The organism is uncultured Pedobacter sp., from assembly GCF_913776295.1.
Classification (GTDB): domain Bacteria; phylum Bacteroidota; class Bacteroidia; order Sphingobacteriales; family Sphingobacteriaceae; genus Pedobacter.
The window spans coordinates 49,839-65,555 of record NZ_CAJYOJ010000050.1 but is presented as its reverse complement, the minus strand read 5'-3'; the positions used below and the strand labels follow the sequence as shown (position 1 = coordinate 65,555).

16 protein-coding genes are annotated in these 15,717 nt (G+C 37.6%); 6 read left to right on the top strand and 10 right to left on the bottom strand.

What is annotated here, in order from left to right:
• Nucleotides 1-241 precede the first annotated feature (241 nt).
• Nucleotides 242-1,459 carry a chromate efflux transporter gene (gene chrA, locus QZ738_RS10380; protein ID WP_293787222.1) on the bottom strand — a complete coding sequence of 406 codons (1,218 nt, stop codon included), beginning with the start codon at nucleotides 1,457-1,459 and terminating at the stop codon, nucleotides 242-244.
• Between the two features lie 45 nt (nucleotides 1,460-1,504).
• On the bottom strand, nucleotides 1,505-1,840 hold the full coding sequence (locus QZ738_RS10375) for a tetratricopeptide repeat protein (protein ID WP_293787220.1): 336 nt from the start codon (nucleotides 1,838-1,840) through the stop codon (nucleotides 1,505-1,507).
• Nucleotides 1,841-1,970: 130 nt separating this feature from the next.
• Here QZ738_RS10375 and QZ738_RS10370 point away from each other — a divergent pair, with 130 nt between their 5' ends.
• The 5 genes from QZ738_RS10370 to QZ738_RS10350 all read left to right on the top strand — a co-directional run bounded on the left by QZ738_RS10370 (nucleotide 1,971) and on the right by QZ738_RS10350 (nucleotide 7,172).
• The gene (locus tag QZ738_RS10370; RefSeq protein WP_293787218.1) at nucleotides 1,971-2,708 is read left to right on the top strand and encodes an electron transfer flavoprotein subunit beta/FixA family protein; all 738 of its coding nucleotides are present in this window, start codon (nucleotides 1,971-1,973) and stop codon (nucleotides 2,706-2,708) included.
• A gap of 99 nt (nucleotides 2,709-2,807) precedes the next feature.
• Complete coding sequence (locus tag QZ738_RS10365; protein ID WP_293787216.1) at nucleotides 2,808-3,776, top strand: electron transfer flavoprotein subunit alpha/FixB family protein; 969 nt, start codon at nucleotides 2,808-2,810, stop codon at nucleotides 3,774-3,776.
• Between the two features lie 76 nt (nucleotides 3,777-3,852).
• On the top strand, nucleotides 3,853-4,467 hold the full coding sequence (locus QZ738_RS10360; protein ID WP_293787214.1) for a bifunctional nuclease family protein: 615 nt from the start codon (nucleotides 3,853-3,855) through the stop codon (nucleotides 4,465-4,467).
• A 186-nt stretch (nucleotides 4,468-4,653) separates the two neighbouring features.
• Nucleotides 4,654-6,033 carry a nucleoside permease gene (locus tag QZ738_RS10355; RefSeq protein ID WP_293787212.1) on the top strand — a complete coding sequence of 460 codons (1,380 nt, stop codon included), beginning with the start codon at nucleotides 4,654-4,656 and terminating at the stop codon, nucleotides 6,031-6,033.
• Nucleotides 6,034-6,050: 17 nt separating this feature from the next.
• Nucleotides 6,051-7,172, top strand: a complete 1,122-nt coding sequence (locus QZ738_RS10350) for a DUF3667 domain-containing protein (protein ID WP_293787210.1) — start codon at nucleotides 6,051-6,053, stop codon at nucleotides 7,170-7,172.
• Between the two features lie 224 nt (nucleotides 7,173-7,396).
• On the opposite strand, the gene QZ738_RS10345 is transcribed toward QZ738_RS10350, so the two are convergent.
• The 8 genes from QZ738_RS10345 to QZ738_RS10310 form a co-directional block, all read right to left on the bottom strand.
• Nucleotides 7,397-8,686: a citrate synthase gene (locus tag QZ738_RS10345; RefSeq protein WP_293787208.1), complete on the bottom strand. Its 1,290-nt coding sequence runs from the start codon at nucleotides 8,684-8,686 to the stop codon at nucleotides 7,397-7,399.
• A 134-nt stretch (nucleotides 8,687-8,820) separates the two neighbouring features.
• On the bottom strand, nucleotides 8,821-9,351 hold the full coding sequence (locus QZ738_RS10340; protein ID WP_293787206.1) for a DUF3347 domain-containing protein: 531 nt from the start codon (nucleotides 9,349-9,351) through the stop codon (nucleotides 8,821-8,823).
• Between the two features lie 96 nt (nucleotides 9,352-9,447).
• Nucleotides 9,448-9,996 carry a hypothetical protein gene (locus QZ738_RS10335; protein WP_293787204.1) on the bottom strand — a complete coding sequence of 183 codons (549 nt, stop codon included), beginning with the start codon at nucleotides 9,994-9,996 and terminating at the stop codon, nucleotides 9,448-9,450.
• Between the two features lie 149 nt (nucleotides 9,997-10,145).
• The gene (locus QZ738_RS10330; RefSeq protein ID WP_293787202.1) at nucleotides 10,146-10,652 is read right to left on the bottom strand and encodes a hypothetical protein; all 507 of its coding nucleotides are present in this window, start codon (nucleotides 10,650-10,652) and stop codon (nucleotides 10,146-10,148) included.
• Nucleotides 10,653-10,785: 133 nt separating this feature from the next.
• Entirely contained in the window at nucleotides 10,786-11,700 is a 915-nt protein-coding gene (gene miaA, locus QZ738_RS10325) for a tRNA (adenosine(37)-N6)-dimethylallyltransferase MiaA (protein ID WP_293787200.1), read from the bottom strand.
• On the bottom strand, nucleotides 11,700-12,482 hold the full coding sequence (locus QZ738_RS10320; RefSeq protein ID WP_293787198.1) for a hypothetical protein: 783 nt from the start codon (nucleotides 12,480-12,482) through the stop codon (nucleotides 11,700-11,702). The genes miaA and QZ738_RS10320 overlap by 1 nt, the downstream gene beginning before the upstream one ends.
• Nucleotides 12,483-12,535: 53 nt before the next feature.
• A complete protein-coding gene (locus tag QZ738_RS10315; RefSeq protein WP_293787196.1) occupies nucleotides 12,536-12,898 on the bottom strand; it encodes a hypothetical protein in 363 nt (120 codons plus the stop codon).
• 51 nt (nucleotides 12,899-12,949) lie between these two features.
• Nucleotides 12,950-14,044, bottom strand: coding sequence for an MBL fold metallo-hydrolase (locus tag QZ738_RS10310; RefSeq protein WP_293787194.1), 1,095 nt, complete (start codon nucleotides 14,042-14,044; stop codon nucleotides 12,950-12,952).
• A 213-nt stretch (nucleotides 14,045-14,257) separates the two neighbouring features.
• Between QZ738_RS10310 and QZ738_RS10305 the strand changes: the two genes are divergently transcribed.
• Nucleotides 14,258-15,274 carry a LacI family DNA-binding transcriptional regulator gene (locus QZ738_RS10305; RefSeq protein ID WP_293787192.1) on the top strand — a complete coding sequence of 339 codons (1,017 nt, stop codon included), beginning with the start codon at nucleotides 14,258-14,260 and terminating at the stop codon, nucleotides 15,272-15,274.
• Nucleotides 15,275-15,717 lie beyond the last annotated feature (443 nt).

Below are 15,717 nucleotides of genomic sequence, written 5' to 3'. Positions count from 1 at the left end.
TGGTAAATAAATTATTTATAACCTCGCCACAACGGCTATTTAAACGCTTGTCTGGAAAACAATCTCTATACCCATTTGATAATAACATCTACAAAACTAAAAATATTTGTGTCCACACGGTAGGATTCTTCATCGGAGCAGCAGTGACAGCGGGAGCACATTAACCCATAGTATACTGTACTTGCTTTCCAAATTCTAAATCCTTTTTTAAAAGGCCAATTAGTCATCTATCAACTGGTACCTAAAGTAAATACCCAACCAGGATTCCAGCCAATACTATAATAGGCGGGCTTACCTTAGTGAAATTAAGCAATAGGAACGTCGTAAGCATAATGCCTAAAAACAGCCAGTTAAAGCCCATGGGTATTAACAACAGTACGAAAGCAGCAATAATAAACCCTACACTAACGGCATTGATCCCTGAAAGGCTATGCCGGATCCTGGAGATTTTTTTCAGATCGTCCCAAAAGGGTACAATAAACAATACCAGGATAAGACCAGGCAAATTAATCCCGATCACGCCGATCAATCCTCCTAAAACCTGACCCCATAAACCATATCCAAAATTCTTCATACTTAATGCGCCAAGATAGCTGGTAAAAGAAAACGTTGGCCCGGGTAAGGCTTGTTGCAGCGCAAACCCAGATAAAAATCCGGATGAAGGCAGGTAATGCTTCATCTCGACAAACTCGGTAAACATTAAAGGTACAAGCACCTGCCCTCCTCCAAAAACCAGGATGCCGTTACGGTAAAAGTTCTCCAGTAAACGGATCGGTAAACTAAAGGGAGAAGTTCGGTTTATAATGGCACCTACCAAGGCAAATAAAAGTAAAGCGCCAAGAAAATAGATCAGTTTTCGCGGGTTGATATTTGAAAAAAGTTTAACCCTTAATTCTGTTTCTTCTCTGGGTGTTTCAATAGCCGAAGAGATCATGCCTCCGATTAATATCGATAATGGAAATACATAGGCATTTCTTAAAACCAATGTGGCAATAACGGAGGCAATGGCCAAAAATATGGAAACCTGTGAGGATAATACTTTTCTGCCAAGTTTCCACGCACCATAAGCTACAATACCCAATGCAATGGGCTGAATATATTCTAAAATATCGCTAAACTTTTGTTTCTGATCCAGTAAAGCGTAACTGATTGCCGCAAAAGTCATGATCGTCGCAGTGGGCAGTATCCAGATCAGAAAAGTAACAATGGCCAGTTTAAGCCTTCCAACCTTCCAGGCTATCCCCACCAAAGTTTGTGTAGATGCCGGACCGGGGAGTACCTGTGCCAAAGCATTTAACTCTAAAAGTTCCTCTTCTGAGATAAATCTGGCACTCTGAACAAAATATTTAAGCAATAAAGACAGGTGTGCCTGCGCCCCACCAAAAGAAGTGAAGGTAAAAAAGATAACATTCCGGATAAACAGCCACTGCTTTTTGGCAGAGATAGGTTTGTTTTGCATTAATTTTTAAACTGATAACTGATAACTGTTAAACTGAAAACTGACCTAGTCATCTTCATAATCTAATCCGGCAGCGGTTTTATACGCGCCCTGTAATTCTGAGAAAGCATGCATATCTCTTTTGTTTCGAGCTATTTGCATACCTTTTTGGTAGATTTCGATTGCTTTCTCTTTTTGATCATCTCTTTCCAATAACTTGCCTAAATGATAGTAGGTACCTACATAATCAGGATGGTTATCGGTTAACTGAAGGTAAAAAGAATAGGCTTTCTCTTTATCGTTTTGAGCGTTATACTCTGTGGCTAAGGCATATAGTATAAACGGATCGTTAGGATCGCTTTCTAAAAATTCCAATAACTTACTTAAACGGGTAGATGACATTTTATTTCCTTGCTTTTTTAATTAAATTTGCAGAAAGACCTTATATAATAATCATATCGTATATGGACTGGTCAATTGCTAAACAATTTTAGTTCGAGATCGTTCATAACAGTAAAACCACTATTAATATATGAAAATATTAGTTTGTATCAGTAACGTGCCAGACACGACGACAAAAATAACTTTTACTAATGATAATACCGAATTCAATACGGCAGGAGTTCAATGTATTGTTAACCCTTATGATGAAATCGCGTTATCACGTGCAATTGAGTTAACCGAAGGTGGAAAAGGAACGGTAACGGTGATCAATGTTGGCGAAGCAGCTAATGATCCAACTATTAGAAAAGCGCTTGCCATTGGTGCTGATGATGCCGTTCGGGTAAATGCAGCGCCCAGAGATGCTTATTTTGTGGCTAAACAGATCGCGGCATATGCAAAAGACAAAGATTTTGATCTCATTTTAACAGGTCGCGAATCAATCGATTATAATGGAAATCAGGTTGCCGCTATGGTTGGCGAATTTTTAGATATTCCATCAGTATCTATAATCAAAAAATTAGATGTAGCAGGCGATCACGCGACTATAGAAAGAGAAATTGAAGGGGGTAAAGAAATTTTAACCGTTTCGGGCAAATTTATTGCCAGCTGTGCAGAGGGGGTTGCAGAACCTAAAATTCCAAATATGCGTGGCATTATGAGCGCCAGGACCAAACCATTGAATGTGGTGGATGCGGTTGATTCTGAACAGGTAACTAAAGTAATCAGATATGAAACCCCAGCTCCGCGTGGAACGGTAAAGTTAATCCCTGCTGATCAAACAGAGTCATTAATAAACCTTTTGCATAGTGAAGCCAAGGTAATATAGTTCGCAGTCGGTAGTTTTCAGTTACCAGGCAAAGAGATAATAAATAAAGTCATTTCATTATAAATAATAGTCCTTTGAGGAGGATTTAGAGATAAATATATGTCAGTATTAGTATATGTAGAACACGCTGAGGGGAAATTTAAGAAATCTGTTTTTGAAGCCGTTTCTTATGCCAAAGCCATTGCCGATCAACAATCAACCAATTTAACCGCAATTTCCATTGGCGATGTAGCCGACAGTGAAATAAAAGAATTGGGTAAATATGGCGCATCAAAAGTATTAAACGTAAGTGCCGATCAATTAAAAACCTTTGTAAATCAGGCTTACGCGAGTGTTATTGCATCAGCAGCCGAAAAAGAAGGTGCTGATGTTATTGTGCTGTCTAACTCTTTCTCTGGTAAAGGTTTAGCACCGCGTATTGCAGTAAAACTAAAAGCAGGTCTGGCTGATGGCGCAGTAGAATTACCAAGTACTGATGGAAAGTTTTCGGTTAAGAAAACGGCTTTTTCCGGTAAAGCATTTGCGATTACCGAGTTAACATCAGCTAATAAAGTAATAGCTTTGAATCCTAATGCATTTGGTGTGAAAGAAAATGCTGCCGATGCCGCAATTGAAACCTTTACTGCAGATGTTAAACAATCCGATTTAGGAACGGTAATAAAAGAGATTGTGAGGGCAACTGATAAAGTGTCTTTACCTGATGCAGAACTGGTTGTTTCGGCCGGCAGAGGATTAAAAGGACCTGAAAACTGGGGAATGATTGAAGAATTGGCTGGTTTATTAGGTGCCGCAACAGCCTGTTCTAAACCAGTGTCAGATGCAGACTGGAGGCCGCACTCAGAACACGTTGGTCAAACTGGTATTGCAATTAGTCCTAACCTTTATATCGCTATCGGTATTTCTGGCGCTATCCAGCATCTGGCGGGAGTTAGTTCTTCAAAAGTGATTGTGGTAATCAACAAAGATCCGGAAGCACCTTTCTTCAAAGTGGCTGATTATGGTATTGTTGGCGATGCTTTTGAGGTTGTACCAAAATTAATTGAAGCATTAAAAGCACATAAAGGATAATTCATTTTTGTCATTCTGAGCCTGTCGAAGGATTAAGTTGAAATGTTTCGACAAGCTCAACATGACAGCAGCAAATATGAAAAAAGTTAAATTAGATATTGTAGGTTTATCTTACAGCCAGACTCAATCTGGTGCTTATGCCCTGGTTTTAGGAGAAGTAAACGGACGACGGCGCCTACCGATTATTATTGGTGCCTTTGAAGCGCAGGCTATAGCGATAGAAATCGAGAAAATGACTCCTAGCAGGCCATTAACCCATGATTTGTTCAAATCAATGGCTGATACTTTTCATATCGATATCAAGGAAATTATTATATACAATTTAGTAGATGGTGTTTTTTATGCAAAATTGATCTGTACTGACGGTAAAAACACCCATGAAGTTGATGCCAGAACATCTGATGCTATTGCTTTGGCCGTTCGGTTTAATGCCATGATTTACACCTATGAATTTATTTTGGCTTCTGCAGGAATTGTGATAGAAGGTAACGACTTTCTTTTCCTTGAGAATATGGACTCTATTGCAAAAGAGCATGACAAAGATCAGGTATCCAAGCCAATCCAACAACAGGGTTTCGGCGACTTAACGTTAGAAGAACTTCAACAAAAACTACAGGAGGCCATTGCTGAAGAAGCTTATGAAAAAGCCGCCAGATTAAGAGATGAATTGAATAAGCGCAGTAAATCTTAGTATCGGCATATTAAAAATGATTTTCATCTTCAATCTGTTCCAGTTTTTGTTCATATTCCACTTATAAAAAGCTAAATTCTAAAATGAACCAGATTGTTTAAAATAATTTAGGTTCATTTTGGATTATGATTCAAAATAATTCTATATTCAGCTTTTACTTTCAATCATTCAAACTAAACTACTATTATGAATGTTAAGTTTCGCTTAACGATAATGAGTTTCATGCAATTTTTTGTATGGGCTGCCTGGTTAATTACAATAGCAAATTATTGGTTTGGAACCAAACAATGGGATGGTGCAGATTTTGGAATCATTTTCTCTACTATGGGCATTGCATCATTGTTTATGCCTACTATAACTGGTATTTTAGCCGATAAGTGGATCAATGCAGAAAAACTTTATGCCATTTTGCATCTTCTTTATGCCGCAACGATGTTTTATCTGCCACAGGTAAATGATCCGCATACTTTTTTCTGGGTAATACTGGTAGCCATGTGTTTTTATATGCCAACCATAGCCTTGAGTAATTCGATCAGTTACACCACCTTAAAAAATGGTAATTTCGATGTGATAAAAGACTTTCCGCCCATTAGGGTTTGGGGTACGATCGGTTTTATTGCTGCCATGTGGATTACCAATTTAACCGGTAATAAGGCCAGCGCCAACCAATTTTATATTGCAGGTATAAGTGCTTTATTGCTAGGTGTATATTCATTTACACTACCGGCCTGTAGGCCTTTAAACCTAATTTCCGATAAGAAAACATTTGCTCAAAAACTCGGGCTTGAATCTTTCAAGCTTTTTGCCGACTACAAAATGGCCTTGTTTTTTATCTTTTCGATGTTTCTAGGTGCCGCCTTGCAGTTAACCAATGCTTATGGTGATGTTTTTCTGGATGAATTTAAATTATTCCCGGTTTTTGCCGAATCATTTGTCATTAAATATTCTACTATCATTTTATCGATTTCCCAGGTTTCAGAAACACTTTTTATCCTGGCTATTCCCTTCTTTTTGAAAAGATTTGGGATTAAATGGGTTATTGCCATCGCCATGTTCGCGTGGGTGCTGCGTTTTGGCTTATTTGCCTATGGTGATCCATCAACCAACCTTTGGATGATCATCATCTCATGCATTGTTTATGGTATGGCATTCGATTTCTTTAATATTTCGGGATCACTGTTTGTAGAAACCTCTACTGCGCCAAAAATCCGCTCTTCTGCACAGGGTTTGTTTATGATGATGACTAATGGCTTTGGTGCCGTATTTGGTAGTCTGGTTTCAGGCTGGATGATTAGTCGTTTCTTTACTACCTATTATCACACAATTGGTTCGCTATCCAGATATGTTAAAAGTGAAGAAGATAATGTACATCTCCTTAAATTCCTTAAAAATAAAGGCATTGATGTATTGCCAAACGGAGAACTGAGCAGGGCCCTGGATGTAAAAGACTGGCATAACATCTGGTTAACCTTTACTATTTACGTGCTTATTATCGCCATTGTCTTTGTCGTTACTTTTAAACACAAACATACCCGGGCAGAACTCGAAGTCATTAACCATTTATAATTTGCGATTAACCTCTTATGTCAGCCGGTAAATATAGAAAAGAACACAATTGTTTAAACTGCGGTGCTCATGTTGAGAAACATTATTGCAGCGATTGCGGTCAGCCAAATTTAGAGTTAAAAGAAAGTTTCTGGGCATTTATCAGCCATAGCATAGCCCATTATTTTCATTTCGACAATAAGTTTTTTCAAACGCTGACCCCTCTCCTAACCCAACCGGGTAAAATTACACTCGATTATCTGGCAGGAAAAAGAGCCCGATATATTAATCCGGTGAGTATGTATATTTTTGTTTCCATCGTATATTTTTTAGTCGTATACTCACCGAAACATGTAGAGAAAGATCCCGATCATGGTCACATCGATATTGAGGAACAGAAAGGAGCCAATGTTTCCGATAGCGTAAATAAAGCATTAAAACTTACAGGTTTATCCAAAGAAATTGCCAATAAAGCTACAACGTCAATTAATGAAGCGGTAAAAAAGAAAGCGTTCGTAAAACTTGGCTTTGCTGATCAGGCCAAAGAGTTGAATAGGCTCAGACAAGAAAACGTTAAATTAAAATCTGATTCCCTTTCCGATATCATTGATGAATATAATGAAATCCATATTGAAAGGAATGATAGTACCTATGCCGCTTACCTCGCACGTCAGAAAAAATTGCCTGTTGCAGAACAGGATAGCTGGTATGATAGATTGATCAAAAAGAGAGCCATTACCATTGGAGAAAAGGCAGAGGTGATTCAGGAAACGCTTGAGCACAATCGCCCTAAGCAGTATTTTTTATTGATGCCACTGCTGGCCTGGTTTATTATGCTCAACTTCAGGAAAAATCATATCTATTATCTCGATCACCTGATTTTTACCATCCACGGTATGATGGTTTATTTTATCGTTTCTATTATCACTCAGCCCATCATGAAACATGTTTTTGGGGAAGATTCTTTCGTGAGCAAAATCATATCGGTGGGGGTTACTATATTTTTATTCTGGTATATGTTTAAAGCGCTTACCATTTTTTATCAGCGCAAAACATGGAGTACCATTTTTAAAATATTCTGGATCCTGATTTTATATTCGGTCGCATTTAAGCTTACTGAAATGGTGATGATCAATTTAATTTATTATGTAGCTACTTAAAATGTTACGTCATCTCGACTGAAGCGCAGCGAAACGGCGAGATCTAATCAAAAGTGTTATCAAGACAGATTTAGCTTCGCTGAGCCTTCGGGTTCTCGACTTCGGTGCACTTCGCTCGAGATGACGGTACACGAGAAGCTTCGCTATAATGACAGAATTTAATAAAAAATTGAATTCATAAAAAAAACCACCCGGATTCGGGTGGTTTCTTTATATATTTTGAATTATTTTCTGTCTTTAAGTTCAACAAATTCCCTGTCGGTTTCGCCAACATAAATCTGACGCGGGCGACCAATAGGTTCTTTATTTTCGTGCATTTCTTTCCATTGAGCAATCCATCCCGGTAAACGGCCTAAAGCAAACAGTACGGTAAACATTTCCGATGGGAAGCCTAACGCACGGTAAATAATACCTGAATAGAAATCTACGTTCGGATACAACTTACGGTCTATAAAATATTGGTCGGTTAATGCTGCTTCTTCTAATTTTTTAGCGATTTCTAAAATCGGATCATCAATGCCCAGGTTTTCTAAAATATCATCGCAGGCTTTTTTAATAATTTTAGCTCTTGGATCGAAGTTCTTGTAAACCCTGTGTCCAAAGCCCATCATGCGGAACGGATCGTTTTTATCTTTCGCTTTTGCAATCCATTTCTCTGTATCTCCACCGTCAGCTTTAATCAACTCAAGCATATCAATTACCGCCTGGTTGGCACCGCCATGCAATGGTCCCCACAAAGCCGCAATACCAGCCGCAACCGAAGCGTATAAGTTGCAATCAGATGAGCCTACAATACGAACGGTAGAAGCGGAACAGTTTTGCTCGTGGTCTGCATGCAGAATTAGCAATTTATTCATGGCGTTAACCACAATCGGGTTCACATCATAATCTTCAGTACGTTGCCCAAACGTCATCCAAAGGAAATTAGTTACGTAATCATATTTATTTTTTGGATAAATAAGCGGGTGACCTAATGATTTTTTATAAACGAAAGAAACAATAGTTGGGAATTTAGCCAAGAGTTTGATAATGGTTAAATTCTGCTCCTCTGCAGTTTGATTTGGCTTTAAGCATTCTGGATAGAAGGTAGACAAAGAGAAAATCAATGAACCCAGCTGCCCCATCGGATGCGATCTCGACGGATAACCATCAAAAAATTTCTTCATATCCTCATGGATGAGGGTATGTTTACTGATCTCGGCCTGAAGTTCTTCTAATTGGGACAGCGTTGGAAGATCACCATAGATAACCAGATAAATCACTTCCAAAAAACTAGATTTTGCGGCAAGTTCTTCAATGGCATATCCCCTATATTTTAAAATGCCTTTTTCACCATCTAAAAAAGTGATTTTACTTTTCGTAGAACCAGTATTTTTAAAACCAGTATCTAAAGTTACGAAGCCCGTTAAATCTCTTAATTTAGAGATATCAATGGCCTTTTCATCTTCTGTTCCTGTAATTACTGGCAATTCTACTGTCTTACCATCAACTTTTATCTCTGCAATATCTGACATATTATTGTATTGTGTTTATAGCTTTCTAAATTATATAAAATTAATATACATGCATAACAAATCTGTTAAATTAAAATGAATAATTGGTCAAAATGACGTAACAATCATGCTTAATTTAAGCCATATCAGCGCCTTTATTTCGCTTTAATTTCTTCGGTAACCCTACCGCATTCCAACATCTCGTTCCCATAATAAGGGTTTTTAATTTCCTTTTCGATTGATAGCCAGTCGCCTCCATCTCCTTTATTTGCCATTGGGCAATGCTGAACATAGATCGTACCCTTTTCTATTTCAGTACTTTTTAATAAAGCAATGATATCGGCACTTAAAGCCGTAAAGTCTTTTCGTTGCACAACCAGGTTATTGCTCGACGCAATTTTTTGAGCAATTTCTGCTGTTGGCTCGCAGCCCTCGTAGGCAGCTAAACTGCTTTTTAATACGGCAGCAGTTTTTTGTGCATTTGCCGCATCAGATTTTACCAGTGCATTTTTTAAATCTACATAATTTGTAAATATGGCCAGTTTCCTTTCGTCTTTTATAGAAATCTCATTTTTCGCCGATACGGTATTCGTGTGGGCAGTATCTTTAGTTTCGGGAGATTTTTTATCCGCCTGGTTACAGGCCAATAAAGTAGTCAGTATGGCTATTCCGAATATTCTTTTCATGGTATTTGGTTTTCCGCTCAAAATAGCAATTAAAATGGTAAATAAATAAAAAAGTCCCAATTTTCATCGGGACTCTAAAATTAAATGATGTTTGAATTATAAATTGAAATTGTATGCTAGCCTTAATGCATACTGACCTGTTTTCCTAAAATAGGTTGCTGATGAACTATCATTTACGTAACCTTCATATCTCACGCCCGCATCGAAACCACCAAACTCATATCCCAGACCACCAGAATAAATAAAGTTCGTTTTACCACCATCTTTAATGGCAAAGCCTGCTCCCGCTTCAGTTGCCAAATACATCCTTTTAATCGGGAATACTTTAACACCACCTTTAGCTGGAATAAAATCTACATCAATAGCATTATTTTTTGCCATTAATTTGGTATAGCCACCTGACGCGGTTACGGCAACATATGGCGATAAATCCCATTGCAATTTCAAATCAGCACCATAAGCATAATCCATTGGGGATTGATCACGAAACAAGCCACCATTAACGCCAACCCCTACTTTAAAAGCCATTCCTTTTGGAGCTGGATTTGGATCAGTTTCTGTCATCGTTTGCGCTTTCAATGTAGTGGCTGCAAACACGGCTACAGCAGTTGCTGCTGTTGCGAAAATTTTAGTAATCGTTTTCATATTAGATAAAATTAAGTTAATACTAAGGTTTTGGTAGATATACGTAATATGATTTCATCCGGATTTAATATTTTCATTTTTTTCAGAAATAATCGTAAATAAAAAAAGCCCCGGCATTTGCCGGGGCTTTTTTTATGCGGTTGATGATCTTACAAACTAAATCCGTAAGCCAGGCGAATACCTGCGAAACCTATGCTACCATTATTGGAGTAACCTTCGTATTTTGCAGCTAGATCTAAACCGTTAGCCCAAGAGTATCCAATTGCTGGTGAATAAACAAATGAAGTACCGCTGCCAGATTTTGTACCAAAACCAGCACCTAGTTCTGCTAAGCCATAAGCACCGGAACCCGAATCGTTAAAGAAATATTTAGCGCCAGCTTTTACCGGAATTACACCAAAGCTTCCACCTCCGTATGAATCTTTGATAGAGAAGTTATTGTAACCGGCGGTTACAGGAATTGATAATTGTTTATCTACATTAAATTGATATCTAATATCACCTCCTAATACTAAACCATATCCGGTTGTCGTTCCTGCGCCAACATTTAAACCGATACCTAAGTTTCTTGCTGAACTTTGTGCATTTGCATTAGTAGAAAAAAATAGAGCCACAACAGCTGCTGAGGTAGCAATAATTTTTGTAATTGTTTTCATGTTTAAGATAATGTTTTTGAGTTAAAATAATATGAATAGATAAACACAAAGGTTGTGCCAAAGGGGCATTTTAGTAATGATTTAGGGCGTAAAACCGTATAAAATGATCTGATTGTGTTAATTTTTTAATATCTTAAACTTTTTCAAGAATCAGCTGTTTTAACAGGTTGGCTGGTGCAGCTGCGTCGAGCCAAATAATCTCAATATTGTCTTTTTCCATTTTTCTAAAAAAGGTATTTTGTCTTTTTGCATACTGACAAATGGCGGTACCGAGTTTTAATTTTAATTCCTCCAGGCTTAATAGTCCATCAAGATAATTCACTATAAATTTATATTCCAGTCCGTAGAAGATTAAAATTTCCTTGCTAATCCCATCTTTTAATAATTGTTCTACTTCTTCTATTAAGCCGGCCTTGAACCTTTCGTTCAGTCTGTTTAGAATTTTAGCTCTGGTGGTTTCAATTTCGTTCTTTAATCCGAAGATAACCGGTTTGAGGGCCGGCCGGTCAACAGTTTCCAGCTTATGATGCTTCAAATAATCGGCTATTTCCAATGCGCGGATCAATCTTTTTTTAGAGGATAGATCAACATGATTTTTTTTTTGAAATTCATCCTGCTGCAATTTTGAGATCAATTCTTCTTTTGATAATAAATCCAATAAATCTCTAAGTGGTTGATTGACGGGAACAGCAGTATAAGTTTGGTTTTGCAAAAGGCTATGGATATACATTCCTGTTCCACCGCAAAGGATAGGCATGCTATTTTTTTGCGCGATGGATGCAAATGCCTGATAGAAATCGTTTTTAAAAGCATCTACATGATAGCGTTCGCCAGGTGATAAAATATCGATTAAATGATATGGAATTGTCTTACCGTTAATATGATATTCCTGCAGATCTTTACCCGTGCCAATATCCATTCGTTTAAATACCTGACGGCTATCGGCACTAATGATTTCTCCATTTAAAGCATCAGCTACACTGACGGCCAGCTTGGTTTTACCTGAAGCAGTTGCTCCCAAAATAATGATGAGATTATGCTGATCCATTAAAATTGAAGAATATATTTTAAACTTCCGGTGTTAAACACGTTCTGCACAAAAGTTTGTTCATCTTTTTTGAGTCGACGATTTAGATTCTCATCCAGGTTGTAAATCCGGGGTTCCAAAATTGCCGTTTGCCTGAAACCTAATTTGATATAGGCCTCTCCTGCTGACCAGTCGCGGTCAGCATAAGTCATGAGGTCGGTAGGTTGATAGGTTGCGGCAAAGAATGAAATGAGTTTACTTAATCCACCTGTAATGGAGTAACCTGCTTTAACGGCAAATCTGATTAATTCTGCAGATTTATAATTTTCGGTATAGTTCATCTTACGCAATGCCGAAAAAGTAGCAAGGGCTACAAGTTGATCTCTTTCAAATAAGCCAATTTTGTAACGGCTGGTTACCGCACCCTGCAGATGATTTTCGGCTAAAAAAGAATCAGCAACTGGTTTAGTAATTTTTGCGATTTTAGTTTTCCTACCGTGAATGCGGGTATTTCTACCCAGCAAAGATTTTATTCTTGATAAAACCTGATCTGGTTTTGATAACCAGAGATCTTCCCAAAGGTGAATAAGTCTAATACCTTGTCGATAATAACGCTCCTGCAGATCAATAAGATCTTGTGGAATAAAGTTGTTTTTCAGGCAGACCAGGTGCAGGATAACGTGATGATCAATCCGCAGTAACTGAAATCTACCTTCTGTAAAAAAAAAGCACCCGATTTTGTGATCAGCAATTGCCAAACTTAGTTGGTGGTGCCAGTTATCGTCAAAAGTTAAATTATTCAATCAGCAGGATCTTGTTCAGAAAAATATTTATGGCAAATTTAACCATCAGCTGGTTAAATCCATTCTTTTTCTTTAAAGTTTGTGTGGATAATCTCTACCAGGGTTTCTACTTCCTTCAATTTCGTATCATCAAGGGCGGAAATTTTTAAGCCCGCCTGATGATGACCAAAATCATTTAAATGATGGTTTTCCGCAGAAAATTCTGCTGTATTTACCTTGACTTCAACAGCATCTCCATTAATATAAACACCTGCAAAAAAGCGCTCGGTTATTTTTTCTCCATTCCGTTCAATATTTTTTTCACTAAACAGATCATATCCGTTTTCGGAATTTTCATGTACCGTATATCCTTGACTGGCATAGGGCTGTAATCCGGCTCTGATAGTCTGAAAAATTTCTACAAGATCAGTTTTCATATGGTATTTAATTTTAGCATTAAACACTACAGTACGGTTATTGTTTAATTTTTATTCTTTTAGCCACCAATTTTCATTTGGCATATATTCATTTAAAATAATGGTTTCGCCCAATTTTGGGGTAACCAGGTGGAGTTGCCTGGCAGCTGCAGCGGAGACTACCCTTTGAATTGGCTCATTCCAGGGGTGCATTGCCAGGCTAAATTTTCCCCAGTGTACGGGCATTAAAAATTTTGCTTTTAAATCGATTGCGGCCTGCACCGTTTCTTCCGGAAACATATGGATGTATGGCCAGTAAGCATGGTATTGTCCACATTCGATCAAGGCTAAATCGAAAGGCCCATGCTCCTCGCCTATCCTGGCAAAATGTGTGTCATAACCAGAATCGCCACCTAAAAAAAGTTGGAAATTTTCCGCTTTCAATACAAAGGCCGACCAAAGCGTTTGATTTCTTTTAAACTTTCTTCCTGTAAAGTGTCTGGCCGGAACAGCTGTTAAATGGAGACTGTTGAACAATGTTATGGACTCATTCCAGTTCAGCTCATTTATCTTTTCTTTCCTGATTTTCCACCGCTCCAGATGTGAACCAACTCCAAGAGAGGTTACGATGCTTTTAACTTGTGGCGAAATTTTTAAGATACTCTCGTAATCGAGATGATCGTAATGATCGTGTGTGATGATGAGAACATCAATATTCTTAAATTCTTCAGCCTTTACCAGGTCAGTACCTAAAAAAGCCTTACTCCCGATGAATGAAAATGGAGAAGGCGTTTTACTGAATATGGGATCAACCAGAACCCTTAAACCATTTATTTTAATCAGGTAAGACGAATGCCCAAACCAGATAATTTCAGGAGAATTGCCATTAGCACTACCATTAACGTTTGGTAAAATAGATGGTAGCGCCTTACCTGGTACTTTATTGGGGTGTTTTTCGAAAAAGAAAGCATGTAAAATCTTTAAAAAACTTACACCTTCTGGCTGCATAGGCGTTATCGACAGGTTTTGTAGTGCACCATTTTGATAATTCTTCAGACTGCGGATTTTTTCCAACCTGGATCCCCCTGGCAAACGTCCAAAAACCGGTAGGTTGATGATGATAAGGAATATGGTGACGATAACAAATAAAATGTATAATAAGATCATTTTTAGAATTTAGCGCGACCAAAATATGAATATCATTTTAAAAATGATGTTGGTTCGATATATATGACCTGTGGATTACAGCTTAAATTATGAATGCCGTCTGTTATCTATCGGATAGCGCTTTAAAAGAATTGAGTAAAACAGTACAAACCTTTGATTAATTTTGTATTATTAGGTATTGAAGCAATTTAATGTAGTAGTTTAGCAGGCATCATGCAGTCGAAACCAACAACCATCAAAGAAATAGCCAGAATCTTAAACATTTCTCCATCCAGTGTTTCAAGAGGACTGCACGATCATCCAAGCATTGGGGCAATTACAAGGGAGAAAATTAAGCAGCTGGCGAAGTCGCTAAATTATGAGCCTAATAAGGCTGCTATTCTTTTTCAAAAGGGAAAAACATATACTATCGGCGTAATTTTACCGGAGCTATCAGAATACTTTTTTTCCATCGCTATTTCCGCAATTGAAGATGAGGCCATCAAGAAAAATTATACGGTAATTTTTGCCCAATCTCACGATTGTTATGAGCAGGAAATAAAGCTTGTTGAGAAAATGAAAAATCAGCGTGTGGATGGTTTATTGGTATCCATCAGTAAAGACACCTTTAAATTTGATCATTTTGAAAAACTAAATTCGTTTAACATACCGGTTGTATTTTTTGATCGGATTCCACCGGTTAGGAACGTACATTATGTTGCCTGCAGCCTGGAAAGTGCAACGGTTAAAGCCGTGAACCATCTAATAAGAAAAGGACACCGAAGTATCGGGATGATTAACGGACCCAAAACTTTGTATGCGAGTGAGGAGCGTAAGGAAGGCTATAAACAGGCGATTACTTTTAACCGTTTAAAATTTGACCCTTCACTGGTGATCAATTGCGATTTAACCGAACAGGGTACCTTATCTGCTGCCGAAATGTTTTTAAACCATAAAAGAAAACCAACGGCAATTGTTGCTTTTAATGATTATGTAGCGCTTTTTCTGATTAAATACTTCAAAAAACTAAATGTAATTAATAGTTTTGATATATTGAGTTATGCGAATCTACCTATTATCAGTTATTTAGATCACCCGCCGGTAGCCTCGGTAGAGCAATATCCGTATCTCCAGGGACAGAAGGCTGTGAATATATTATTGGATCTTATTCAACATCCCAAAGCTGAAAACCAGGCCTACTACCATACGATTGTAGATGCCGATCTGATTATAAATAGCCAAAATGAATAAATAAACGTTTGTGTTGCGTTTTTAACTTTTATTTAAACTTCCCGGCAAATTCTGGTATTACCTGTTTTAAGCAGGAATAAATGTTGCGGATTTTTATAGCCCATCAAAAAGGAAACTTCGTTTACGCTTTTCTTTGGATGAAAGATAGTATACTTTTTCCTTTCTGATCTAGCCGAACATCGTATACCTGATCTCTTATCTAATTTGCTAGCCCTCTCTTCAACATCTTTATATCATTTTGAAATCTTCAGGCTACGTTTACTCACCAATCCATTTCTCTGTGTTACCATTTCGAAAATCTAATTCCGATTGTCATTTCAGTCCGTTCGAAAGTGTTTGTTGTTTATTTACAATGATCTGAAAGGTACTTATTTATCAATTTTATATTATTTATAATTAGTCTAAATAAATTAAGTATATTTGTATCAATGATTTCGATTACT